At 71.7% G+C, this 24,469-nt stretch carries 16 protein-coding genes; 6 read left to right on the top strand and 10 right to left on the bottom strand.

Features of this window, described 5'->3' with window-relative positions:
* Nucleotides 1-4: 4 nt before the first annotated feature.
* The 6 genes from V1633_RS24560 to V1633_RS24535 form a co-directional block, all read right to left on the bottom strand.
* Complete coding sequence (locus tag V1633_RS24560) at nucleotides 5-1,225, bottom strand: acyl-CoA dehydrogenase family protein (protein WP_331216738.1); 1,221 nt, start codon at nucleotides 1,223-1,225, stop codon at nucleotides 5-7.
* A gap of 171 nt (nucleotides 1,226-1,396) precedes the next feature.
* Nucleotides 1,397-2,086, bottom strand: a complete 690-nt coding sequence (locus V1633_RS24555) for an ABC transporter ATP-binding protein (protein ID WP_331216737.1) — start codon at nucleotides 2,084-2,086, stop codon at nucleotides 1,397-1,399.
* The gene (locus V1633_RS24550; protein WP_331216736.1) at nucleotides 2,083-3,093 is read right to left on the bottom strand and encodes an ABC transporter ATP-binding protein; all 1,011 of its coding nucleotides are present in this window, start codon (nucleotides 3,091-3,093) and stop codon (nucleotides 2,083-2,085) included. The genes V1633_RS24555 and V1633_RS24550 overlap by 4 nt, the downstream gene beginning before the upstream one ends.
* Entirely contained in the window at nucleotides 3,090-3,968 is an 879-nt protein-coding gene (locus V1633_RS24545) for an ABC transporter permease (RefSeq protein WP_331216735.1), read from the bottom strand. Before V1633_RS24545 ends, V1633_RS24550 begins: the two co-directional genes overlap by 4 nt.
* Nucleotides 3,961-5,037 carry an ABC transporter permease gene (locus tag V1633_RS24540; RefSeq protein WP_331216734.1) on the bottom strand — a complete coding sequence of 359 codons (1,077 nt, stop codon included), beginning with the start codon at nucleotides 5,035-5,037 and terminating at the stop codon, nucleotides 3,961-3,963. The genes V1633_RS24545 and V1633_RS24540 overlap by 8 nt, the downstream gene beginning before the upstream one ends.
* Nucleotides 5,007-6,605, bottom strand: coding sequence for an ABC transporter substrate-binding protein (locus V1633_RS24535; protein ID WP_331216733.1), 1,599 nt, complete (start codon nucleotides 6,603-6,605; stop codon nucleotides 5,007-5,009). The genes V1633_RS24540 and V1633_RS24535 overlap by 31 nt, the downstream gene beginning before the upstream one ends.
* Before the next feature lie 292 nt (nucleotides 6,606-6,897).
* Here V1633_RS24535 and V1633_RS24530 point away from each other — a divergent pair, with 292 nt between their 5' ends.
* The 3 genes from V1633_RS24530 to V1633_RS24520 all read left to right on the top strand — a co-directional run bounded on the left by V1633_RS24530 (nucleotide 6,898) and on the right by V1633_RS24520 (nucleotide 9,270).
* Nucleotides 6,898-7,365 (top strand): hypothetical protein, encoded by a 468-nt coding sequence (locus V1633_RS24530; protein WP_331216732.1) that lies wholly within the window; start codon nucleotides 6,898-6,900, stop codon nucleotides 7,363-7,365.
* Nucleotides 7,366-7,528: 163 nt separating this feature from the next.
* Nucleotides 7,529-7,906: a PadR family transcriptional regulator gene (locus V1633_RS24525; protein ID WP_331216731.1), complete on the top strand. Its 378-nt coding sequence runs from the start codon at nucleotides 7,529-7,531 to the stop codon at nucleotides 7,904-7,906.
* On the top strand, nucleotides 7,903-9,270 hold the full coding sequence (locus V1633_RS24520) for a permease prefix domain 1-containing protein (RefSeq protein ID WP_331216730.1): 1,368 nt from the start codon (nucleotides 7,903-7,905) through the stop codon (nucleotides 9,268-9,270). The genes V1633_RS24525 and V1633_RS24520 overlap by 4 nt, the downstream gene beginning before the upstream one ends.
* A gap of 101 nt (nucleotides 9,271-9,371) precedes the next feature.
* Here the strand turns inward: V1633_RS24520 and V1633_RS24515 are convergent, their stop codons facing one another.
* Nucleotides 9,372-10,652 (bottom strand): MFS transporter, encoded by a 1,281-nt coding sequence (locus V1633_RS24515; protein ID WP_331216729.1) that lies wholly within the window; start codon nucleotides 10,650-10,652, stop codon nucleotides 9,372-9,374.
* A 74-nt stretch (nucleotides 10,653-10,726) separates the two neighbouring features.
* Between V1633_RS24515 and V1633_RS24510 the strand changes: the two genes are divergently transcribed.
* On the top strand, nucleotides 10,727-11,725 hold the full coding sequence (locus V1633_RS24510) for an ArsR/SmtB family transcription factor (protein ID WP_331216728.1): 999 nt from the start codon (nucleotides 10,727-10,729) through the stop codon (nucleotides 11,723-11,725).
* A 136-nt stretch (nucleotides 11,726-11,861) separates the two neighbouring features.
* On the opposite strand, the gene V1633_RS24505 is transcribed toward V1633_RS24510, so the two are convergent.
* A complete protein-coding gene (locus V1633_RS24505) occupies nucleotides 11,862-13,976 on the bottom strand; it encodes a cellulase family glycosylhydrolase (protein ID WP_331216727.1) in 2,115 nt (704 codons plus the stop codon).
* A 223-nt stretch (nucleotides 13,977-14,199) separates the two neighbouring features.
* Between V1633_RS24505 and V1633_RS24500 the strand changes: the two genes are divergently transcribed.
* Nucleotides 14,200-16,602 carry a PEP/pyruvate-binding domain-containing protein gene (locus V1633_RS24500; protein WP_331216726.1) on the top strand — a complete coding sequence of 801 codons (2,403 nt, stop codon included), beginning with the start codon at nucleotides 14,200-14,202 and terminating at the stop codon, nucleotides 16,600-16,602.
* Nucleotides 16,603-16,760: 158 nt separating this feature from the next.
* Here V1633_RS24500 and V1633_RS24495 read toward each other — a convergent pair whose 3' ends face one another.
* Nucleotides 16,761-18,881, bottom strand: a complete 2,121-nt coding sequence (locus V1633_RS24495) for a family 43 glycosylhydrolase (protein ID WP_331216725.1) — start codon at nucleotides 18,879-18,881, stop codon at nucleotides 16,761-16,763.
* A 534-nt stretch (nucleotides 18,882-19,415) separates the two neighbouring features.
* The gene (locus V1633_RS24490; RefSeq protein ID WP_331216724.1) at nucleotides 19,416-21,026 is read right to left on the bottom strand and encodes a sigma-70 family RNA polymerase sigma factor; all 1,611 of its coding nucleotides are present in this window, start codon (nucleotides 21,024-21,026) and stop codon (nucleotides 19,416-19,418) included.
* 649 nt (nucleotides 21,027-21,675) lie between these two features.
* Here V1633_RS24490 and V1633_RS24485 point away from each other — a divergent pair.
* Nucleotides 21,676-24,417: a beta-L-arabinofuranosidase domain-containing protein gene (locus tag V1633_RS24485; protein ID WP_331216723.1), complete on the top strand. Its 2,742-nt coding sequence runs from the start codon at nucleotides 21,676-21,678 to the stop codon at nucleotides 24,415-24,417.
* Nucleotides 24,418-24,469: the final 52 nt, after the last annotated feature.

Raw genomic sequence — 24,469 nt, 5'->3', positions numbered from 1 at the left:
GTGCTCACGACGACGTCGGTCGGTGACGACGCAGTTCGTGCCGGGCGAGCGAGCGGCGGTGCACCTCGTCCGGGCCGTCGGCCAGCCGCAGCGCCCGGGCGCCGGCCCAGATCCGGGCGAGCGGCGTGTCCTGGCTGACCCCGGCCGCGCCGTGCGCCTGGATCGCCCGGTCCAGGATCCACTCCACCGCCGACGGTACCGCGATCTTGATGGCCTGGATCTCGGTGTGCGCGTGCCGGTTGCCGCCGGTGTCCATCAGCCAGGCGGTCTTGAGCACCAGCAGCCGGCACTGTTCGATGCGCACCCGCGACTCGGCGATCCACTCCTGGATGACACCCTGCTCGGCGAGCGGCCGGCCGAACGCGACCCGGTCGGTGACCCGGCGACACATCAGCTCCAGCGCCCGCTCGGCCATCCCGATCAGCCGCATGCAGTGGTGGATCCGCCCCGGGCCGAGCCGCGCCTGGGACATGGCGAACCCGTCCCCCGGTTCGCCGAGCAGGTTCGTCGCCGGAACCCGTACGTCGACAAAGTCGATCTCGGCGTGTCCGCCGTGGTCGCTGTCGTCGTACCCGAAGACCCGCAGGCTCCGGCGGACCGTCACGCCGGGGGTGTCACGGGGCACCAGGATCTGGCTCTGCTGGCGGTGTCGCGGCGCGTCCGGGTCGGTCCTGCCCATCACGATCAGGATCTCGCAGCGCGGGTTCATCGCCCCGGAACTGAACCACTTCCGACCGTTGACGACGTAGTCGTCGCCGTCGCGGACGATGCGGGTGGCGATGTTCGTCGCGTCCGAGGAGGCGACCTCGGGCTCGGTCATCGCGAACGCCGAGCGGATCCGCCCCTCCAACAGCGGCAGCAGCCACCGGTCGCGCTGCTCCGCCGTGCCGAACTGGGCAAGTAGCTCGATGTTGCCGGTGTCCGGGGCGGCGCAGTTGAGCGCCGGCGGCGCCAGGTGCGGGCTGCGTCCGGTGATCTCGGCCAGCGGCGCGTACTGCAGGTTGGTCAGGCCGGCGCCGTGCTCGCCGGGCAGGAAGAGGTTCCACAGGCCGCGACGGCGGGCCTCGGCGGCGAGTTCCGCGACCACCGGCGGGGCGTCCCAGTCGTCGGTACGCCCGCGAAGCTGCTCCTCGAAGACCGGTTCCGCCGGATGGACCCGCTCGTCCATGAACGCGAGCAGCCGCTCCCGCATCCGCAGCGTCGTGGAATCCAGCTCGAAGTCCATCTACCCTCCACATTGTGGCCCGGCGATCGACGCCGATCTCCTCCGGCCCGGACAACCGCGACGCGCGACGTCAGCACATCATTGCGCACCACCGGAGAGGACCGGCAGGCTCGGCTGTTCCGCAGCCCGCAGCACCGCGTCCAGCCGGTCCTCAGCGACGGCTCCCGGGCCTCACCGCGCCGTCCGGCCGGCCGGAACCGCTCCGGCCGTCGGCAGGTCCACGACCCGGTCCGCCCACCGGCCCAGCAGCGCCGGATCGTGGCTGATGACCAGGACGCCGGCCCGCTGGGTCCGCTGGTACCCGGTGATGACGGCGGCGACGTGCGCCTGGGTGGAGGCGTCGAGCATCGCGGTGGCCTCGTCGCAGAGCAGGTAGTCGGGGCGGTGGACGAGGGACCGGGCGAGGCAGGCGCGCTGCAACTGCCCGTCGCTGACCGCGTGCGGACGGCGGTTGAGCAGGTCGGGGGTGAGTCCGACGAGGTCGGCCAGTTCGGCCACCCGTGCGGAGACCCGCCGCTCGGGCTCGCGGGTGGCACGCAGCGGTTCGGCGATCAGGTCGGTGAGGTTCAGCCGCGGGTCGGCGGCGGCCCGCGGGCTCTGGAACAGCACCGCGATCCGGGTACGGACGGCGGCCGGCACCGCGTATCGGGTGCCGGTGACCGGAACGCCGTCGATGCTGACGTGACCGTGGTTCAGCGGGTGCAGCAGGGCGAGGACCCGGACGAGGGTGGACTTGCCGCTGCCCGACGGCCCCCGCAGGCCGACCGTCTCCCCGCGCGCGATCGTGAGCGTGACCCGGTCGAGCACCACCTGCCGCCCGTAACCGACGGTCACCTCCTCGGCGGCGAGGTGCCCGGTCATGACCCGGCTCCGCTCGGCAGCGGGTGGTGGCAGGCGAGTACCCCGGCGCCGTACCCGGTGGTCGACGGCTGGACCCGGCAGATCTCGGTGGCCCGCCCGCAGCGGGGTACGAACGCGCACCCGTCCGGCAGCGCCGTCAGCATCGGCGGGTGCCCGGGTACGGGACGGAAGGACCGGTCCGGAAGCGCGTCGAGCAGGGCCGCGCTGTACGGATGCCCCGGCTCGGCGAAGAGGCGTCGGGCGGGTTGGCGTTCGACGGTGCGACTGGCGTACATCACGACGACGGTGTCCGCGACCCGCTCGGCGGCGGCCAGGTCGTGCGTGATGAGGACAACCGCACCGCCGCCGTCACACCTGCGACGGAGCAGGTCGAGGGTGTGGTCGACCAGGGGACGGTCCAGGCCGGTGGTGGGCTCGTCGGCGATCAGCAGCGGCGGGTCCGGCGCGAGGGCGAGGGCGGTGACGAGGCGCTGGGCCATGCCGCCCGACAGTTCGTGCGGGTAGCGGTCCAGGTCGGCCGGGTCGAGGCCGACGTCGGTCGCGAGCCGCTCGGCCGCGCCCCGGGTCGTGGCGCGGGTGTGTCCGTGTGCCCGCAGGGTCTCCTCGAGCAGTCGTCGGCCGGTGCGGACCGGGGTGAGCGCGGTCGCCGGACTCTGCGGGACGAGACCGACACGACGGCCGCGTATCTCGGCGGCGAGCCGCCGCTCACCGCAGCCGACCAGGTCGACGGTGCCGCCGTCGGGCTGGCGGAGCACGGCGTGGCCGGTCACGGCGGCGTTCGCCGGCAGCAGGCCGAGCAGGGCGTGGGCGAGCACCGACTTGCCGCAGCCGGACTCCCCCACCACGGCCAGCAGTTCCCCGGAACGCACGGTGAGATCCAGGTCGGTGACCGCCTGCACGGTCGCCTCCCGGGTCCGGAACCGCACGCCGAGGCCGTCGATCGTGAGCAGCGGGCCGCCGGTGTGGGCGGCCGAGGCCACCTCGGCGGCGGTCTGGCTGGTCGTCACAGCTGCAACTCCGCCCGTACGCGGGGATCGAGCCGGTCCCGCCAGCGGGCGGCGAGTACGGCGATGGCGAGGGTGACCACGACGATGACGGCGCCCGGGGCGAGGCTGCCCCACCACGCGCCGGTGAGCAGGGAGCCCTGCCCATCGTTGATCATGTTGCCGAGTGAGGCGAGGTGCGGCGGCAGCCCGAGGCCGAGGAACGACAGCGCGGTCTCGTGCCAGACCGCGTGCGGGATCATCAGCGTGGTGGCCAGCGCCAGCCGGGGCAGTACGTGCGGCAGCAGGTGCCGGGTCAGCACCCGCAGCCGGCCCGCCCCGCCGGAGATGGCGGCGTCGACGAACGGCCGGGTTCGCAGGCTCAGCAGTTCCGACCGGACGATCCGGGCGGTGGAGAGCCAGTGGGTGAGGCCGACCGAGGCGATGACCGCGCCGAGGCTGGGTCGGAGCATGGCGACGATGAAGATCCCGAGCAGCAGGTGCGGCAGGGCGGCGATGGTGTCCACGATCCGCATCAGCAGCCGGTCGACCCGCCCGCCGACGGTGCCGGCGATCCCGCCGACCACACCGCCGATGACGGTGGCCACCAGCGCCGCGATCGCGCCGACGAGCAGCGAGACCCGCAGCCCGTAGAGGGCCCGGTGCGCGACGTCCCGGCCGAGGTCGTCGGTGCCGGCGGGATGTGCCCAGGACGGGGCGAGCCGGGTCCGGTCGAGCGCGACCGCACTCTGGTCCAGCGGCCACAGCACCGGCGCCAGCAGGCACGCCGCCAGCGCGACCGCCAGCACGGCCCCGGCGAGGACCGCACCGGTACGCCCCGGTCGCAGCCGGAGAGTGGGCCGCCACGGGGCACGGTGGAGTGTCGGGGCGTCAGCCATCGAGACGCACCCGGGGGTCGGCGGCCGCGTACCCGAGGTCGGCGGCGAGGTTGGCGGCCAGCACCACGGCCGTGGTGAGCAGGGTGATCGCGGCCAACAGCGGGAAGTCGCCGCCGAGCGCCGCCTGCACGGTGACCCCGCCGAGTCCGGGCAGGGAGAAGACCGTCTCCACCAGCACCGCCCCGCCGACGAGTTCGGGCAGGTGGGTGCCGATCAGGGTGAGGAACGGCAGCAGGGCGGTCCGCAGCGCGTGCCCGAACAGCACGGTGCGGCCCGGCAGGCCGCGGGCCCGCGCGGCGAGCACGTGGTCCTCGCGCATGCTGTCGGCGACCGCGTCCCGGACGAACAGCAGGAACCACGGCGCCTGCGACACGGCCAGCACGACAACCGGCAGGACCAGGTGATGTGCCACGTCCGACCACGAGGTGCCGGTCGCGGTGACGTCGGTCAGCCCACCGGCCGGCAGCCACCCCAGGGTCAGCGCGAACAGGGCGATCGCGGCCAGCCCGAGCCAGAACACCGGCATCGACTGGACGGCGTACGCCGCCGCCCGCAGGGTCCGGTCGAACAGCCCGCCGCGCCGGTACGCCGCCAGCGCGCCGAGCAGCAGGCTGGCGACGAGGACCAGGAGCAGTGCGGCGCCGACGAGCAGCAGCGTCCAGCCGGCGCGTGCGGCGATCACCGAGGTCACCGGTTCGTGCCGACTGGTCGACCAGCCCAGGTCCCCGCGCAGCAGGTTGCCGATCCACCGCAGGTACCGCACCGGCAGCGGGTCGTCGACACCCCAGTTGGCCCGGATCTGTGCCAAGTTCTCCTCGGTGCTGGTGAACGCCGCCGCACCCGCGTACTGCTTGGCCGGGTCGATCGGCGAGGCAGCGCCGAGGGCGAACATCCCGATGCTGGTGGCCACCAGGACCGGCACCGCGACCAGGAGACGGCGCCGGACCACGGCGCCGGCTCCCCCGAGCCGGCCGCGTCGGCGCGACGTCGTGGCGGGAGCCGGCTCCGACGGCCCGGCCGGCTCCACCGCCCGGTCGGTCACCGCCGGGTCCACGTGTTGACGTTCCACCAGAGGCTGTTGGCCACGTCGTGCTCGTGCGCCTCGACCCTCGGCGTGACGCCGTCGACGGAGGACCTCACCACGTAGGTGTGCTTGAGGTAGGTGAGGAAGATCCAGGGTACGTCGGCGGCGAGCTGCTTCTGGAACGTCGAGTACGCGGCCCTGCGCCGCTGCGGGTCGGCCTGGTCCCGGCCCTCCTGCAGTGCCTGGTCGACCACTGTCGACCGGTAGTGGCCGGGGTTGAAGTAGCCCTGCCCGGCGAACCGCGACCCGAACAGTTTGTACGAGACGAAGTCCGGGTCGTACGGGGTGCCGAAGCCCATGAGCAGCGCGTCGGCGTCGAGGCGCTGGTCGATCGCGTCCCAGGTCAGGCCCTGTGGGGTGATCTCGATGCCGATCTTCTTCGCGTCGGCGGTCATCGCCAGGGCGAGTTCCTTGCGGAGGCTGTCGCTGGCCGGGTACATCAGGGCGAACCGGGCCGGCCGACCGTCCCTGACCCGGATCCCGTCCGCACCCGGTGTCCAGCCGGCGGTGTCGAGCATCGCGGCCGCGGCGGCCGGGTCGGCGGTCGGCCGGCCGACGATCGCCGGCTCGGCGAAGTCGGACGTCGGCGGGATCGGGCCGAACGCCGGCTCACCCGCGCCGTTGAGCACTCCGGCCACCATCGCGGACCGGTCGACGGCCATGTTCAGTGCCCGGCGCACGGCGAGGTCGCCGGTGACCGGGTTGCCCATGGGCAGCATCACGCCCCGGTAGTCGGCCGTCGGCACCCGTTCCACCCGGTAGGCGGCGTCGCCGTCGAACCCCGCCGCGAGCTTCGGCGCCAGTTCCGCCGCGTCGAACTCCCCGGCCCGCATCCGCTGGGCGCGGATGTTGTCGTCGGCGACGAAGGCCACGACGAGTCGACGGTTGGCCGGTCGGCCCCCGAAGTAGGCGTCGTTGGCCGTCAGGACGAGCCGGTCGCCCTGGGTCCAGGACTCGACCCGGTACGGGCCGGTGCCGACCGGCCTGCGGTTGAACCCCGCCTTGTTGACGTCCTGGCCGGCGAGTGCCTTCGCCGGTACGACGCCCAGCGTCAGGCGCTGGACGAACGGCGCGTACGCGTACCGGAGACGGAACACCACGGTCGTCGGGTCGGATGCCGAGACGGATTCGACCATGTCCAGATCGGAGCGCAGTGTCGAGTCGACCTTCGGATCCAGCACCGCCTGGTAGGTGAAGACCACGTCCGCCGAGGTGAGCGGGGTTCCGTCGTGGAACAGTACGCTGTCGCGCAGTTTCGCGGTCACCGTCCGGCCGTCCGGCGACACCGTCGGCAGTTCTGCCGCGAGCCCGGGCACCAGACGGTTGTCCGCGTCCCTGGCCACCAGCCCGTCGAAGATCAGCGACGCGCCGTCCACTCCGTAGTTGAGCACCGGGTTCAGGGTGTCCGGTTCACCGGCGGTGGCCAGCACGAACGTGTCGCTGGCGCGGGACGGGTCCGATGTCGGCGTGGTCGAGCAGGCGGCGAGTGCGAGCAGCCCGAGACTGGTGGTTACCGCCACGAACCGCCGTAGGCGCGGACGCTTCCGGATCACGGGGGACTCCCAGGCGAGGTGGACAGGCAGGAACGCGACGTACGCCGGGTGTGGTCGCGACCGGGTGCCTCGGAGAACAGCCTGGCCGGCCGGCCTGGATCCGCGACCGGCCGGGCCGGACGTCGTTCGCCGATCATGCTGGCACATATTGCAAAGTCTTGGCAATAACCACAGTAGAGCTTTAAGTGGGGGTCCCCGATCAGGTGACCGGCAGGTCGACCGCGCGGTACCGCGATCGGGTCCGCGACAACGTACCCCTGGGCACTTTGCCCCCACCGTCCACACTGCTCGGATGATCCGAAACCGACTCGTGAGCGTCAGTGCCGTCACCTCCGCCCTCCTCGTCGTCACCGCCTGCGGTGGCCCGACACCGGAGGCCGGAGCGCCGCCACAGCCGACACCGTCGGCGACGACGCCGGCCCTGGAGTTGTCGGACAGGGAAGCCTGTACACGGGCGGTCCGGTCGGCGATGGCCGCCGCTCGACTGGTACGAGCGCTCCGCGACGACCAGTACGACGTCTCGACCATGGACGCCGCCGCACTGGAGCAGGCGATCACGGAGATGAAGACGGTCCTACCCCACCTGCCCGAGGAGGCGGCCACCGACGCCCTGGCGGCGATCATCGGACCGCTGGAGGAGCTGGCGACGATGGTCGGCAGCGGCGGAGGTGGCACGTTCACGCCGTCGGCGAGCTACGTACAGGCGAACGCGGACATCTTCACCATATGTGTTCGATATACCACTGACCGTACGAGCTGAGCCTGGCCCGCTCGCACCGCAGGGCGTACGCCGACCACCCCGCTGAGCCGTGGCGCCGGCGTACGCCCTGGTCCGCCCCCTCCCCCGGCTGTCGACGACCGGATTGCGCGATCCCGATACCTAGAACTACTATGCATTGCAGCTCTAGGGTTAGGGGCAGAACATGCACATCACCAAGGACCTCGTCGCGGCCTCGGCAACGCCACTCGTGCTGGGCATCCTCGCCGAGGGCGAGAGTTACGGTTACGCGATCCTCAAGCAGGTCAACGACCTGTCGGGTGGGCAGCTGGAGTGGACCGACGGTCTGCTCTATCCGCTGCTGCACCGCCTGGAACGACTCGGCCACGTCGAGTCGTTCTGGGAGACCCCGCCCGGGGGACGCCGCCGCAAGTACTACCGGATCACCGACCAGGGCCGGGCCGAGCTCGCCGAGCAGCGCCGCCAGTGGGCCACCGTCGTCGATGCCCTGCGCGGGGTCTGGAACAGCACCCAGGCCGCCATCACCCCGCTCCCGGCACCCGCCTGGGAGCTGGGACGATGACCGCGGCCAGCGATCACGACCTGGAGGGCCAGATCGCCGAGTGGCGGAGCTACATGCGCCGCCGCCGGGAGCTGCGCCACACCGACGGTGAGGAGTTGGAGGACCACCTCCGCAGCCAGATCACCGAGCTGACCGAGGCGGGTCTGCACGGCGACGAGGCCTTCCTCATCGGCGTCAAACGGATGGGCAGCTTCGACGAGTTGTCCCGCGAGTTCGCCCGCGAACACTCCGAGCGGCTGTGGAAGCAGCTCGTCCTGCCCGGGGAGCCGGACGCGTCGACCGCCGCCCGCACCCGTCGGGAGCTGCCCGTCATGGTGCTCTGCGCGGCGGTCGCGGCCCTCTCGGTCAAGGTGCCGGGCCTGTTCGGCATCGGCTTCGACGACGAGGGCACCTTCTACGCGCGGAACCTCAGCCTCTTCGCGCTGCCGGCGCTGGCCGCGTACTTCGCCTGGCAGCGACGGGTCGGCCCCCGGGTCATCGGCGTGCTCGCCGCGCTCTTCGTGCTCGGCGCGGTCGCCGCGAACGCGTACCCGCTGTCCGACGACTCGCAGAGCGTCGTGCTCAGCACGATCCACCTGCCGCTCGCGCTCTGGCTGGTCGTCGGCGTCGCCTACGTCGGCGGTGACTGGCGATCGGACCGGCGCCGGATGGACTTCATCCGGTTCACCGGCGAGTGGCTGATCTACTTCGCCCTCATCGGCCTGGGCGGTGGCGTACTCACCGCCTTCACGGTGGGCACCTTCAACGCCATCGGCCTGGACGCCGAGGGATTCATCCAGTCGTGGCTGCTGCCCTGCGGCGCGGCGGCGGCGGTGGTCGTGGCGGCCTGGCTGGTGGAGGCCAAGCAGAGCGTCATCGAGAACATGGCTCCGGTACTGACCCGGGTCTTCACCCCGCTGTTCGTGGCCGCGCTGCTCGCCTTCCTGGTCGCCATGGTCTGGACCACCAACGGGATCAACGTCGAGCGGGACGCGCTCATCCTGTTCGACCTGCTGCTCGTCGTCGTGCTGGGCCTGCTGCTGTACGCCCTCTCCGCCCGCGACCCCGGCGCCCGGCCCGGCCTGTTCGACCGGCTGCAACTCGCCCTCGTGGTCAGTGCCCTGATCATCGACGTGCTGGTGCTGGTGGCGATCACCGGTCGGATCACCGAGTGGGGCTTCAGCCCGAACAAGACGGCGGCCCTGGGCGAGAACATCATCCTGCTCACCAACCTGGCGTGGTCGGCCTGGCTGTTCCTCGGCTTCGTGCGCGGCCGGATGCCCTTCGGCCGCCTCGAACAATGGCAGACCCGGTACATCCTGGTCTACGCCGTCTGGGCCTGGACGGTCGTCCTCGTCTTCCCGCTCGTGTTCAACTTCGGCTGAACCCGCTCTCCCGGCCCCGCCCGTCCCTGACCCGTACCGGGCAGGGGTGGGCGGGGCGTTCCGCCGCACCACCGGCCCGGCGCGCAGAACCGACGGAGCGGTCAGCCGGACGGACCACGAACGGCGCGCACCGGGGAGAGGACAACCGGCAGCCAGGTGAACGCGACGCCGACCGCCGCCACCCACAGCGCGACACGTACGCCCGCGACCTCGCCGACCACGCCGGCCACCGCGGCGCCGACGGCCAGCACCCCGGTGAACAGGAAGCGCATCGTGGCGTTCATCCGGTTCAACATCGGATCCGGGGTGACCCGCTGCCGGATGCTCACCAGCAGCACGTTGTCGAGTCCGATCCGGTACGTCAGCGTCAGCCAGCCCAGCATGGCGACCCACAGCCAGCCACCCCGGTCCACCAGTGGTACGAGAAAACCGGCCGGGGTGCTCAACAGTCCCGACACCAGGAGGAGCGGTCCGACGCCGAAGCGTTCACCGAACCGCCTGGCGGTCAGTGCGCCGAGAAAGACCCCGACTCCCCCCGAGGTGAAGAACAGGCCCAGCATGCCGGCCGGGAGGCCCAGTTCATGGTGCACCAACAGCGGCAGCGCGACGACGGCGACCTGGCTGAACAGGTTCGTGGCCGCCCCGGTGACGGCGATGGGTCGCAACAGCGGGTGGCCGAGCACGAAGCGGACGCCCTCGCCGACGCCGCGCCACAGCGGACGGCCGTCGGCGGGCACCGGTGGCGGTTCCGGACGACGGATCCCGCGCAGGAGCACCGCCGACCACAGGAAGGTGGCGGCGTCGACGGCGAGCGCCACCGGCGCGGCGGTCACCTGCACCAGGACACCGGCGAGGCTGGGACCGGCGACCCCGGCCGCGGCTTCCAGACCAACCAGCTTGGAGTTGGCGTCGACCAGCCGGTCGCGGCCCACCAGGGTGGGCAGGTAGCTCAGCGCCGCCACGTCGAAGAACACCGTGAGCACACCGGTGAGCAGCACCACGACGTACAACTGGGTGAGGGTCAGCAGGTCCAGCCACCAGGCGAGCGGGATGGACGCGAGCAGCACCGCCCGGGCGAGGTCCGCGGCGATCATCACCCCGCGCCGACGCATCCGGTCCAGCCACACTCCGGCGGGCAGGCCGACCAGGAGGAAGGCGATGGTCTTCAGCACCCCGAGCACGCCGACCTGGCCGGGCGTCGCGTCGAGGGCGATCACCGCGACCAGCGGTACGGCGACGAAGCTGACCTGGGTGCCGACGGTGCTGGCCGCGGCGGCGGAGAAGAGTCTGCGGAACCCCGCGTCCCGCAACAGCGGGCCGGGCGGGGTCGCGGTGGCCGGCGGGCGCCGGTACCGCACGTCGATGCGGGGTGGGATGGTCACGACGTCGACCATGCCGAGCCGGATTCGGGTCCGACGACGATTTAGGATGGGCTGAATCCGCAGGAGGGCGCCGCATGCTCCGGCTGGTCTTCAACGCACGAGACCTGGCGAACATCCGGTTCGGATTCTCGCCGCTGTGGGAGGTCGTGGCCAGCGTACGCGTGGTCAAGGACCCGGACGCGCACCCGATGCACGCGACCTGGAGTGCCCAGGTCCGTCAGCGGCTCACCGAGGCCGCTCTCGACTGGCGGATGCTGTCCGACCTCGTCCCGGTGCCGACCCGCAGCATTCCCGGCCTGATCAGCCCGCCCCCGGCGGTCCCGTCACCGGACCTGGAACTGGAGCTGAGGTCACTGTCGGGCCTGGAGCCGGACCGGGTGCGGAGCATTCTCGACGAAATGCCCCACCCCCGGCCCCGCTCGCTGGAGCCGCTGTACGCGGACCCGCCCGCCGGCCTGCGCCGACTCGTCGACGTCGTGCGTGGCTACTGGGAGCTGGCGCTCGCGCCACACTGGCCCCGAATGCTCCGGCTGCTCGAGGACGACGTGCTGTACCGGGCACACCGGCTGACCGACGGCGGTACCCGCCATCTCTTCGCCGACCTCAACGCCCGGGTCCGGTGGCACGACGACGCCCTGTACGTGGTGAACAACCACTTCACCCGCGCGGTCGAGCTGGCCGGCCGGGGTCTGCTGCTGGTGCCGTCGGTGTTCGTGTGGCCCCGGGTGTTCGCCCGGCTCGACCCACCCTGGCAGCCCACCCTGCGCTACCCGCCCCGCGGGGTGGCCCGGTTGTGGGGCCGCGACCGGCTCGACCCGCCGACGGCACTCGCCGCCGTGCTCGGCCGGACGCGGACGATGCTGCTGGCCGCCCTCGATGCGCCCGCCTCCACCACCGATCTCGCCCGGGAGACCGGGCTGTCCGCCGGTGGTGTGTCGCAGCATCTCACCGCGCTGCGCGCGGCCGGCCTGGTCGAGGCGTACCGTCGCGGCCGGTATGTGCTCTACGCCCGGACGACCGTCGCGGAGGCCCTGCTCGCCGGCGTTGCCGCGCCGGGCCACCGGGAGGAGTAGCGCCCGACGACAAACCACCGGCGCCAGGGGTACCGGACCGCCCGGCACAGCCGCCCGACGCCGAACCGAACCGGGCCGCCTGGCAGGGCCGCCCGACGCCGAAGCTGTCGCACCGGGCCGGGCGGCCTCCGCCAGGTCAGCTGGTCGTGCCGGTCACCTCGGCACCCGACCTGGTGACGTGGTAGGTGACCGTCGTCCCGCTCCAGAAGTGGAACGTGAGGGTCACCCGGGCGCCGTCGTTGACCTCGGCGAAGAACTCGGGCTTCAGGGTGATGGTGTTCGCGCCGTAGTCCGGCGCGAACGTGACGTCGAACTCCTTGAACGAGGTCCAGTTGTGCGGGCCGGCGTTGCTGCCGTCGGCGTACTTCGCCTCCATGGTGGCGAGCTGGTCACCCCGGAACTGCGTCGGTACCGCGAACGCGCTCGTCGTACCGGTCGTGTTGGCGAGCGTCGGCGGGTCGTACGTGATGATGTTGATCCGCCACGGCACGCCCTGGGAGAAGCGGGCGTGCAGGGTCGCGTTGACGCCGTACGCCCGGGTGCCGACCAGCCGGGTGAGCGCGGCGGCGGTGAGCGTGAGCTGGTTGCCGGAGACCGTGTAGTCACGCCCGTTGGCCAGGTCGGTGCTGCCCTGCCGCAGCCCCTGGAAGGTGGTGCCGTTCAGGTTCAGCGTCAGGGTCCGACTGGCGATCGTGCCGGTACGCGGCACGTACACCTGGTCGCTCGACGCGGTGCCGGAGCGGGTGGTCCAGCTCGATCTGAGCTGGGCGAAGAGTTCGGGGTCGCTCCACTGGAACGACGTACGCCCGAAGTGCTGGCCGTTGTCCCACAGCATGGTGGTGATCCGCCGGTTGCGCGCGTAGTGGCCGAGGAACTCGAAGAACTTGAGCTTCTCCCCCTGTTGGATGGTGCCGGTGTGCCGGTCGAAGCCGAGCAGGCCGTACTCGCCGATGATCACCGGGATGTTCCGGGCGACGAAGGCGTTGTACACCCGGTCGAACTGGTCGGTCAGGTCCTGTTGCACGGTCGCGTCGAACCGGGTGCCGCCGGCGACGTTCACGCTGAACGGCCAGTAGCCGTAGAAGTGCACGGTTGCGATGAGGTTGCGGTCGTTCAGGGTGTTGAAGGTGGTCACCAGTTCGTCGACCCGGGCCTGCTCGGCCGAGGTGTGCAGGGTGGGCAGGACGAGCAGCCGGGTGGCGTTGTTGCCGCCGGACTGGCGGACGATCTGGTGGAACCGCGTGTTGAGTTCGTGCAGCAGGGTCGCGTTCTGGGCGTCGCCGGAGCTGTTGGTGAACTGCGGCTCGTTGACGCTCTCGAAGGTCAGCCGGGGCGGGGCGTCCCGGAACGCGGTGGCGATCTGCGTCCACAGCGCGCTGTAGCGGTTGAGCACGTTCGTCCGGTCGCTCGGCATCGTGTTGATCCACTGCCACGAGTCGTGGTGGATGTTGATCATCACGTAGAAGCCGTCGGCCAGCGCCCAGTTGACCACCTCACGGACCCGGTTGAGCCAGGCCGCGTCGATCAGGTAGTTCGGTGCCGCGCCGTGGTGGTTGCTCCAGGTGACCGGGATCCGGATGCTGTTGAAGCCCTGCGCCCGGATGTTGTCGAGCAGCGCCTCGGTGACCCGGGGGTTGCCCCAGGCGGTTTCGTCGGCGCCGACGGCGTCGAAGGAGTTGCCCAGGTTCCAGCCCGGCTGCATCGCGGCCACCGCGGCCATCGGGTCACCCGCCGGCGGCGGCGAGGTCGGCGGCCGGGTGGTGGGTGGTGGGCTGGTCGGGGGTCGGGTGGTCGCCGGCGGGGTGGTACCGCCGACGCTGCCCGTGCAGGTGACACCGTTGAGCGCGAACGACGTGGGTGCCGCGTTCGTGCCGGTCCAGGAGCCGTTCAGTCCGAAGGCGACGGTCGCGTTCGTGGCGATCGAGGCGTTGTAGCCGACGTCGGTCGCGGTCACCTGGCTGCCGGACGACGTGACGGTCGCGTTCCACGCCTGGTTGACCCGCTGCCCGGACGGATAGGTCCAGACCAGGCTCCAGCCGCTGACCGGGTCGCCGAGGTTGGTCACGCTGATGTTCGCGGTGAAGCCGCCGGGCCACTGGCTGGCGGTCGCGTACGCCACGCGGCAGCCGGCCGCCGCCTGGGCGCCGGTCGCCACGGCCAGTCCCGCGCCGGCCACCAGCGTCACGGAGGTCGCGGCCACCAGACCGAGCCGCCACCGGATTCTCCGCGTCGTGCCTCGCAAGCCGGCCATGATGCTCCTTCAGACGTCAGGCCGCGCGGGGCCGGGGCGCCGTCCGCGCGCCGTGAGACTAAGTTTGGAAACACAACTTTGTCAATCGGCTGACGCCGATGCCTTCCGGCCGGATCGACGCCCGACCGACAGGAAACCAGGGCCACAGCCTTGACGTTGCAGTCGTATTGCAAAGCCGGTACGGTGGATGCATTGCAGTCGTATTGCAAACAGGGGGTCGAGGATGCTGGTGATCGAGTTGACCGGAACCACCGCCGGGCTCGTCGACCTCGTGGGGGGCAAGGCGGCCGGGCTCGGCGAGCTGATCCGGCGCGGCGAACGGGTGCCGCCGGGGTTCTGCGTCACCACCGAGGCGTACCGGCTCGGCGTGCTTCCGGAGGCGGAGATCCTCGACGCGTACCGGCGGCTCGGCGGTGGGCCGGTGGCCGTCCGGTCCAGTGCGACCGCGGAGGACCTGCCCGACGCGAGCTTCGCCGGGCAGCAGGAGACCGTCCTCGACGTCACCGGTGGCCCGGAGCTGCTCGCCGCGATCGCCACCTGCTGGGACTCGCTGCACGCTGCCCGCGCGATCGCCTACCGCGACGCCCACGACATCCCACACCAGGCCGTACGGATGGCTGTCGTCGTACAACGGATGATCAACCCCGAGGTGGCCGGGGTGCTGTTCACCGCGAACCCGCTGACCGGCCGCCGCACCGAGATGATGGTCGACGCCGCCCCCGGTCTCGGCACCACCGTGGTGGACGGTGCCGACGCCGTCGACCACTACCTGCTCGACGGGTCGACACCGGAACCCGGGGGTTGCCTGACGCCGGAGCGACTGGCCGAGCTGCGCGCCGTGGGCGAACGGCTGCAGGACCACTTCGGCACACCGCAGGACGTCGAGTGGGCGATCGACCGGCAGGGCACGACCTGGCTGCTGCAGTCCCGGCCGATCACCACCCTCTTCCCGCTCCCGCCGGAGACCGGGAAACCCACCCCCCGCGTCTACCTGGAGTTCGGCCACGTCCAGGGGATGCTGCGGCCGGTCACCCCGATGGGGATGTCCACGCTGAGGTCGACGATCGCCGCGATGCTCGCCTCGCTCGGTGTCCGCGCCGACATCGTCGACATCGGCGGGCGACTCTACGGCGACCTGACGGACCTGGCCCGCCACAGGTACGCCCGGAAGCGGCTGGTCAAGATGCTGGCGGTGGACTTCGGTCCGCGGGCCCAGGCGGTGATGCAGCACGTCCTGGCCGATCCGCGGTTCGCTCCCGGACCCGGCCGTCGGCAACCCGGAGCCGGGGCGGCGGTGCCGTCGCTGCGGACGGCCGGGCGCGCGGTGGCGGGCATCATCCGCACCCTGGCCCGCCCCGATGCCGCCCGGCAACGGCTGTTCGACGCCGTCGAGCGGCTCAGGCTCGCCTCGGCGGCGCCGGCCGATCTCCGCACCGCCGCCGACCGGCTCCGCTTCGTCCAGGCGCAGGAGACCGGGGACCGGTCCGACGACATCGTCTGGCCGATCGTGACCGGCATGCTCGCCGCCGCCCTGCCGGCCCAGCTGCTGAAGGGACTCGCCACCACCGACGAGATCCACACCGTGTTGGCCGGGATGCCGCACAACGTCACCATCGAGATGGACCTGGCGCTCTGGCGGATCGCCGACCAGGCCGGTGAACACCGCCGGCTGCTGCGGGACACCCCGCCGGACGAGTTGGCCGCGCGGTACGCGCGCGGCACGCTCCCGGAGATCGGACTGGCCGAGTTCCTGGACAGCTACGGCCATCGCGGCGTCGCCGAGGTGGACGTCGGCGTGCCGCGCTGGGACGAGGACCCGACCCCGGTGTTTGCCATGCTCGCCAACTGCCTCCGGGTCACCGACCCGGAGCAGGCACCCGACCGGCGGTTCGCCCGCGCCGCCGAGCGGGCCGAGACGACCCTTCACGAACTTGTCGTCCGGGCCCGCCGCCACCGGCCGGTACGGGGACGGGTCGCCGGATTCCTGCTGCGCCGGGCACGGTCACTGGCCGGTCTCCGGGAGGCCGGCAAGTTCGCCGGCCTGTACCGGCTCCGGGAGATGCGCCGGCAACTGCTGTGTGTCGGCGCCGACCTGACCGCCGCCGGTCTGCTGGACCAGCCGGACGACGTGATGTTCCTGGACATCGGGGAGGTGTCCGCCGCCGTGCACGAGAACGTCGACCAGCGGGACACCGTCACCGCGCGGCGGGCCGTGTACCGGCGGGAACTGCGCCGTCGGAGCGTACCGGTGGCGCTGCTGTCCGACGGCACGGACATCGAGACCGTGCTGCCGGCACCGCCCGCACCGGACGGTGCCCTCCGGGGCGTGGCGGCGGCCGCGGGCCGGGCGACCGGGCGGGCCCGGGTCGTCCACGACCCGGCCACCGCTCACCTCGAACCCGGCGAGATCCTGGTCGCCGCGACCACCGACCCCGGCTGGACGCCGCTGTTCCTCACCGCCGCCGGGCTGGTCACCGAGACCGGCGCGATCATGGCGCACGGCCCCACCGTGGCCCGCGAGTACGGCATCCCCGCCGTCATCTGCGTCCCCGACGCGACCACGAGGATCTCCACCGGACAGCTGATCACGGTGGACGCCGTCGCCGGCACCGTGACCCTCGACTGAGCGCCGGCCCGGAGGGCCGCCGTCGCGTCGCCCGGCCCCACACCTGGGCCGGGCGCGCGGCGTCTCCGCGTCGGCCATCCGTCGCCCCGGTCGAGGACCGGGGTCGAGCCGGCCCATCCGCCGGCCCGGGGTCGGGCCGGCGGGTGGGCCGGGGTCGGTCATGGTGTGGACAGCTCGAACCGGCGTACGGTCACCGCGCCGCCGAGCGCCTGGGTGGCGTGGTTGAAGACGGCGAACCGGTACCCCATGAAGAACTGCCAGGCGTTGTTGAGGGTCAGAGCGTTGCCCAGCGAGACGAAGTTGACGCCGTCCGTGCTGTACGAGAACCGGGCCTGCCGGCCGGAACCCGGTCTGATGTCCGCGTTGGCCCGCAACCAGATCCGGCCGCCGGAAACCGCCGCGCTGGCGATCTCGGTACCGGTGCCGGTGGTGTTCCAGTTGCTGTCCATGGTCAGGTTGTTGGTCATCACCACCCGGGTGGCGCCGTTGTCGCGCCGGACGCCGATCCAGGCGGAGGACTGGCGCAGCATCGCCAGTCCGGTGCGGTCACCGTCGCGCATGGTCGAGTAGTCGAGCTCCACGGTGGCGGTCGAGGTCGGCCCCTGGATGCGGTGGGTGAGGGTGTTCCGGGCGCGGTAGAGGTCGTTGGTGACCGTCGCGGTCTGCAGGTTCAACCCGTTGTTCACCGACCACCTGCTGTTGTCCGGGTTGTGGTTCCACTCCCACTGCGGGCCAAGGGTGGTGCCGGCGAAGGTGTCGACGCCGGTCAGCGGCTTGACCGGACGCAGCGGCAGCGGGTTGGGATAGCTGCTGCCCCAGACCCCGTTGACCGTCTGCAGCACCGGCCAGCCGTCGCCGGTCCAGGTGATCGGCGCCAGGGTCGGCATCCGGCCGCCGGGGTACGCGTCGGTGAACGCCATGTAGTACCACTGGCCGTTCGGGGTCTGCACCAGGCCGCCCTGGTGCGGAACCCCACCACCGGCGATCGGTCCCGGCAGGTCGAGCAGGACCTGCCGGATCTCGTACGGGCCGAACGGGTTGTTCGCCTTGAGGACGTACTGGCCGTTGGCCGGGCGGGTCAGCCAGATGTAGTAGCTGCCGTTGCGCTTGTAGAAGCGGGCCCCCTCCAGGGTCCCGATGTTCGACGGGGTCTGGAACACCTGCTGGTTGCGGACCTGGGTCCGCCCGTCGGCGGAGAGCTGGGCGACGCTGATCGTGCCGTTGCCGTACGCGACGTACATGGTGTCGTTGTCGTCGATCAGCATGCCGGCGTCGTAGTAGCAGTTCGGGATGGTGGCGTGCCGGCTCCAGGTGCCGTCGACGGCGGACGCGGTGTAGATGTGGGTCTGGGCGAAGTCGATGCAGCCGGCCCAGTAGAAGGTCCGGTTGCTCTGCCGGTAGTTCAGCGTGGACGCCCAGATGCCGTCCACGTAGGCGTGACCGCCGGACAGGTCGTACTTCGACCCGAAGTCCAACCGGGGTACCGAATGCCCGGCGAACTCCCAGTTCACCAGGTCGTACGAGCGCAGCACCGGCGCGCCCGGCGAGTAGTGCATGGTCGACGCGGACAGGTAGTAGGCCTCGCCGACCCGGATGATGTCGACGTCGGCGAAGTCCTGCCAGATCACCGGGTTCGTGAACGTTCCGCCGGGCGGGTTGGTGGGCGGGGTGTCACCGCCGACCCGGACCAGCTGCCACTGCTGGTTGTTCCCACCCCAGTCCGAGTACTGCACCACGTTCGCCCCGTCCGCCGTCGAGGCGTTCTGCACCTCGACCGCCTTGCCGCTGTTGCGGTTGATCAACCGTACGTGGCCGTCGGCCGAGTCCGCCAACCGGAACTGCTGGTTCGCCCCGTTGGTGTCACTCCACTGCACGATCGCCGCACCGTCGGCGGTCGACCAGTTGTAGACGTCCAGCACCTTGCCCGAGTGCCGCGACTTCAACCGGTAGTAGCCACCGCCCGAGTCGACGAACTGCCACTGCTGCTGGTTGCCGTTGTTCCGGGCCCACTGGGTGATCCGTGCCCCGTCGTTCGTGGCCAGGTTGTACACGTCCAGGGCCTTGCCGCTGTTCCGGTTCACCAGCACGTACCAGGCGCTGGTGTCCACCGTCGCGGCCGAAGCCGGCTCGGGGTTGACCGCCGCCGCGGCAGTGCCGACGAGAGCGGTCACCAGGGTGACGATGAGTGTGGACCGCCAGCGGCGCCGCCGGGGGCGCTCCACGCCGGGGCGGGCCGCTCGGGGTGGCACCGCCAGGGGCGCCGGGCCCGTGTCGTTCATGGTGTCCCTCCTTCTCGTCGGGGCCACCCGGGGCGCGGTACGGCGTACCGGGAGCCCGGGACCGGCGGCGGCGCTTCGGGCCGCCGGGTTGGTCCAGACACGAGGGCCCGGCCGGCCTTGTTAGCGCTCACATTTCCGCCACCGGTCTCCCGACCTCGCTGAATGAGACAGCGAGACAAACGCCCAGATGGATGTACGGGATATTGCCAGACTGTTTCCGAACCTTCAAGGGGTGCGTATCGATGGCTGAAATGGAATCGCACCTGGCCGGCCCCCTGACGCTCGTTCCGGACCCGACTCCCGGAATCCCCGGCCGATAACACTTTCTCCGGGCCACGACCGGGGCCCGAACAGACGGAAACCTCACAGCGCTTTTCTGTTATGTACGGCGACGCGCAACGGTCCCGGTCGCACCGGAGCGTCGTACGGTCGAGCCGCCGCCAGCGGTCCGGTCAGGTCCGGCTGCCACGCCAACCCCGGACGACGCCGGTGCCCCGGGCGGGGCGGACCGCCCGGCCGGTGACGGCGCCGCGACTATCCGACCAGCGGAGGGCGGGGCAGGAAGGACGCGTCGGCGGGGAACTGGGCGCCGGGCACCGCCTGGTCCACCCACAGCTCCAGGTTTCGGTGGCGCAGGAACCAGCCGGGATAGTTGGCCGACTCCAGCGAGACGGACCCCGGTACAGCACCCGCGCGCACGCAGAACGTCGCGTCGCCACGGAACAGCCGGGTGCCCTCGTCCGCGCCCAACCGCAGCCGCCAGGACGAGTGGCGCAGATACCGGCCGTCCTCGGCCCGGAAGGAGACGCAATCCGACTGTGCCAGGCCCGGCACCACCTCGAAGGTGGCCCGCTGCCGCGCGGCCGGCGCGCTGTCCGCGCCCACCGGGAGCAGGACGCCGACGTCCTCGGTCGTCGTGACGAGCAGCCCCACCTGGTTGGCGGACTCCAGCGACACGGACCCCGACCGGAGCGAGGGCGCCCCGGTACCCGACGGCCTGACGACCGTCGGACTCGGCCGTCCCGGGTTCGGCGCGGCCGGTCCGGCCCCCGGTACCGGCGGTGCGACGGGCGTCGCCACCTCACTGGTCGCCGGCGCCGACGTGGGCGCCGCGATGACCACCACGGGCCTCGGCGGCTCCGGCGCGGACCAGGTGGCCGTGGTGACGGTGGCACCGGCGACAAGTGTGCCGGCGGCGACCGCCGCGACCACCGGGTGCGCCCCGATCGCCTGGCCGAGCTGGCCGATCAGCCCTGCCTTCACACCCGCGCCGACGGCGCCGGCGCCACCGGCCGCGCCCGAGACCGCCGCCACCGATGCCGCGCCGACGCTCGTCGCGGTGAGCGCGCTCTTGCCGGCCAGTGCCGCCGCCAGCGCCAACGGGACGGGAAGCAGGGCGAGACCCACGAGCAGCCGCTCCGGCGGGATCCGGTCCCGACCGGCACGGACGCAGACCGGACAGGACCGGGTGTGTCGCGTGATGCGTTTACGCCACAGCGGACTCGGCAGCTCGTCCCAGTCGGCCAGTACGCCGGCCAACCCGTCGCAGCCGGGCCGGGCGTCCAACGCGGCCACCAGCGACCGGCTCAGCTCGAGCTGGGCCCGCATCCGCTGGACGCGTACCCCCGCGTGCGCCACGCTGACCCCGAGCGCCGCCGCCACCTCCGCCCTGGTCAGCCGGCCGACGGTCTCGAGCCACCAGAGCGACAGCAGCGCCCGGTCGTCCGGGTCGAGCCAGCGACTGGCCCGTACCACCTGACGGCGCTGGTCGGACAGGTCCAGGCGCAACGCCGTCAGGCCCTCGACGTCGGCGCCGACATCCGGCACCTCGGTCACCTCGTCCAGGGCCACCGCGCGCACGGCGGTCGTCTGACGCCGATGGAGGTGGGTGCTGACCTGGCGCAACGCGATCGCCACCAGCCAAGGACGGAAACTGTCCGGCGTCCGCAGCATCCGCAGTTCGCGCAGGGCGCGCAGCATCGTCTCCTGTACGACGTCGTCGACGTCCGGGTCACCGCTCAACGCCCTGCGCACGATGGTGTACACCATCGGCAGGTACGCCGTGATGAGCTCGTCGAGCGCCTGCTGGTCGCCGGCCTGCGCGGCGAGGACCAGGCTCGTCTCGGCGGTACGGGTAGCTCGCATCTCCACATCGCTGTCACAGGTACCCGGACGGTGTGCCGGACCGCGTCGCGACCACGCGTCGGCCCGGCGGGCGGTGACACGATTGGTCGCGTGCCGATCTCCGGTGTCCCCGTCGGGCCGGGGGCTCCGCCCGTGGTGTGGTGGTTGACTGTGGTTGACGCCGGCCGTCGAGTCAAGGCGTGATCGCCGGTTTTTCCGCGGTCCGGGCGACGAGCACCACCGGGACACCGGGAACACGCGAATTCGCCATTCGGCTCGACGAACCGGGGCGCCGTGGCACATCACGATAGGGCGCGGCGTGCCCGAGCACCGGGCGAATGGCGCGGGCGGCGGCGGCTCCGCGACGCCGGCACGGATGAGCCGCTCGGCGCGATGCCGCATCTTCCCGGTCGCCGGAATTCCGGGTTGCGGGCACGTTGCCGACCGCGTATGTTAGCGCTCACATAGATGCTCACCCATCATCCAGGCGGCACGTCGGCTCCAATGCGGACACGGCCGCCGGGCCGGGTCCACGCCCGGCACCGGGTTCCGACGTGGCGGACCGGCGACCCCCGGCCCGCATCATCCCGCCCCCACCCCGGCGGCGGTTCCGCTCGCCGCCGCCCGGGGACACACCGCCACCCCGTCCCGAACGTCACCGGAGACCGCCATGCCGAACCCCGCCATGAACCGCCGTCGCCTGCTCCAGGTCGCCGGTGCCGCCACCGTCGTCTCGGCCGTCGGCCCGGCGGTGGTCGGTACGCCGGCGGCGGCCGCCCTCGCCCCCGCCCGACCCGACATCGGAGTCTCCGCGTACCCGTTCGACCTCGGCCAGGTACGCCTCACCACCAGCCGATGGCTGGACAACCAGAACCGGACGCTGAACTACCTGCGCTTCGTCGACGTCGAGCGGCTGCTCTACAACTTCCGGGCCAACCACCGCCTCTCCACCAACGGCGCTGCGCCGACCGGTGGCTGGGACGCCCCGAACTTCCCGTTCCGCACCCACATGCAGGGTCACTTCCTGACCGCGTGGGCCCAGGCGTGGGCGGTACTCGGCGACACGACCTGCCGGGACAAGGCCAACCATATGGTGGCCGAACTCGCCCGCTGCCAGGCCAACAACGGCGCCGCCGGGTTCAGCGCCGGATATCTCTCCGGCTTCCCCGAGTCCGAGTTCAGCGCCCTCGAGGCGCGCACGCTCAGCAACGGCAACGTGCCGTACTACTGCATCCACAAGACCCTGGCGGGTCTGCTCGACGTGTGGCGGTACATCGGCAACAACCAGGCCCGCGACGTGCTCCTGGCGCTCGCCGGCTGGGTCGACCAACGCACCGGCAGACTCAGCTCCGCGCAGATGCAGGCCATGCTGGGCACCGAGTTCGGCGGCATGAACGCGGTGCTGGCCGACCTCTACCAGCAGACCGGCGACGCCCGCTGGCTGACCGCCGCGCAGCGGTTCGACCACGCCGCCGTCTTCAACCCGCTGGCGGCCAACCAGGACCAGCTCAACGGCCTGCACGCGAACACGCAGGTGCCCAAGTGGATCGGGGCCGCCCGGGAGTACAAGGCCACCGGGACCACCCGCTACCGGGACATCGCCAGCAACGCGTGGAACATCACCGTCAACGCGCACACCTACGCGATCGGCGGCAACAGCCAGGCGGAACACTTCCGGGCCCCGCACGCCATCGCCAGTCACCTGGCGCGGGACACCTGCGAGGCCTGCAACACCTACAACATGCTCAAACTGACCCGGGAACTGTGGCTGCTGAACCCGAACCAGACGACGTACTTCGACTACTACGAACTGGCGTTGCTGAACCACCTCATCGGCCAGCAGAACCCAGCCGACGCGCGGGGACACGTCACCTACTTCACCCCGCTGAACCCGGGCGGCCGACGCGGGGTGGGACCGGCGTGGGGTGGCGGCACCTGGAGCACCGACTACCAGTCGTTCTGGTGCTGTCAGGGCACCGGCATCGAGGTGAACACCAAACTGATGGACTCCGTGTACTTCCACAACGGCAGCACACTGACCGTGAACCTGTTCATGCCGTCGGTGCTCACCTGGACACAACGCGGCATCACGGTCACCCAGACGACGTCGTACCCGGTCAGTGACACCACGACCCTCACCGTCACCGGCAACGCCGCCGGGTCGTGGACGATGCGGATCCGCATCCCGGCCTGGACGACCGGGGCGACGGTCAGCGTCAACGGCACGGTAGAGAACATCGCCACCACACCGGGGACGTACGCCGCCCTCACCCGCACCTGGGCCTCCGGCGACACCGTCACGGTCCGGCTGCCGATGCGCCTCATCCCGCGAGCCGCCAACGACAACGCCGCCGTCGCCGCCGTCACCTACGGACCGGTGGTGCTCTCCGGCAACTACGGTGACACCACGCTGACCGCCCTGCCCACGCTGGACACCGCGTCGATCACCCGGACCAGCACCAGCGCGCTCGCGTTCACCGCGACCGCCAACGGGTCGACCGTACGCCTCGGGCCGTTCTACGACGCGCACGGGCACAACTACACCGTCTACTGGCGCACCGGAGGAGGTGGCAGCCCGGGCAGCGCGGGATACCGGCTGGTCAACGCGGCCAGCGGACTCGTCCTCGGCGTACAGAACATGTCGACCGCCGACGGTGGGCTGGCGGTGCAGTGGAACGACACCGGCACGCCCGACCACGGCTGGGACATCATCGCCGACGGCACCGCGACCCGACTGCGGAACGTCAACAGCGGCAAGGTGCTCGGCGTGGAGAACATGTCCACCACCGTCGGCGCCCGCATCCTGCAGTGGGGTGACACCGGCACCGCCGACCACCGGTGGACCGTGGTCGACGTCGGCGACGGTACGCACAAACTCCGCAACGTGCACACCGGACACCTGCTCGCCGTCTCGGGCGGCTCGACCGCGCCCGGTGCCCAGGTGGTGCAGGACGCGGACAACGGCAGCGCCGACAACCAGTGGCGTTTCGTCCCCAACGGCACGCGCCGGATCCAGAACCTCGCCAGCGGGCTCGTCCTCGGCGTACAGGACATGTCGACCGCGGACGGCGGACTCGTCGTCCAGTGGGACGACAACGGCACCGCCGACCACCTCTGGACGGCCGTCGTCGACACCGGCGGGTACCTGCGGCTCCGGAACACGCACAGCGGCAAGGTGCTCGGGGTGGAGGGCGGCGGCACCGCCAACGGTGCCCGGGTGGTGCAGTGGGCCGACAACGGCACCGCCGACCACCGGTGGCGGCTGCGCCACGGCAGCGGCGGTCACTTCCGGATCCAGTGCGCCAACGGCGGCCGGGTCCTCGGCGTCACCGGCGCCTCCACCGCGAGAGGCGCCCAGATCGTCATCTGGGACGACAACGGCACCGCCGACCATCTCTGGCGTTTCATCTAGCCCCGCCACGGGAGCGGTGGCCGGGGATCCACGCCCCGGTCACCGCTCCCGC

Source organism: Plantactinospora sonchi (assembly GCF_036422035.1).
In the GTDB taxonomy this organism is placed as follows: domain Bacteria; phylum Actinomycetota; class Actinomycetes; order Mycobacteriales; family Micromonosporaceae; genus Plantactinospora; species Plantactinospora sonchi.
Note: the sequence above shows the minus strand (reverse complement) of the source record. Positions and strands in the feature narration are given on the sequence as shown.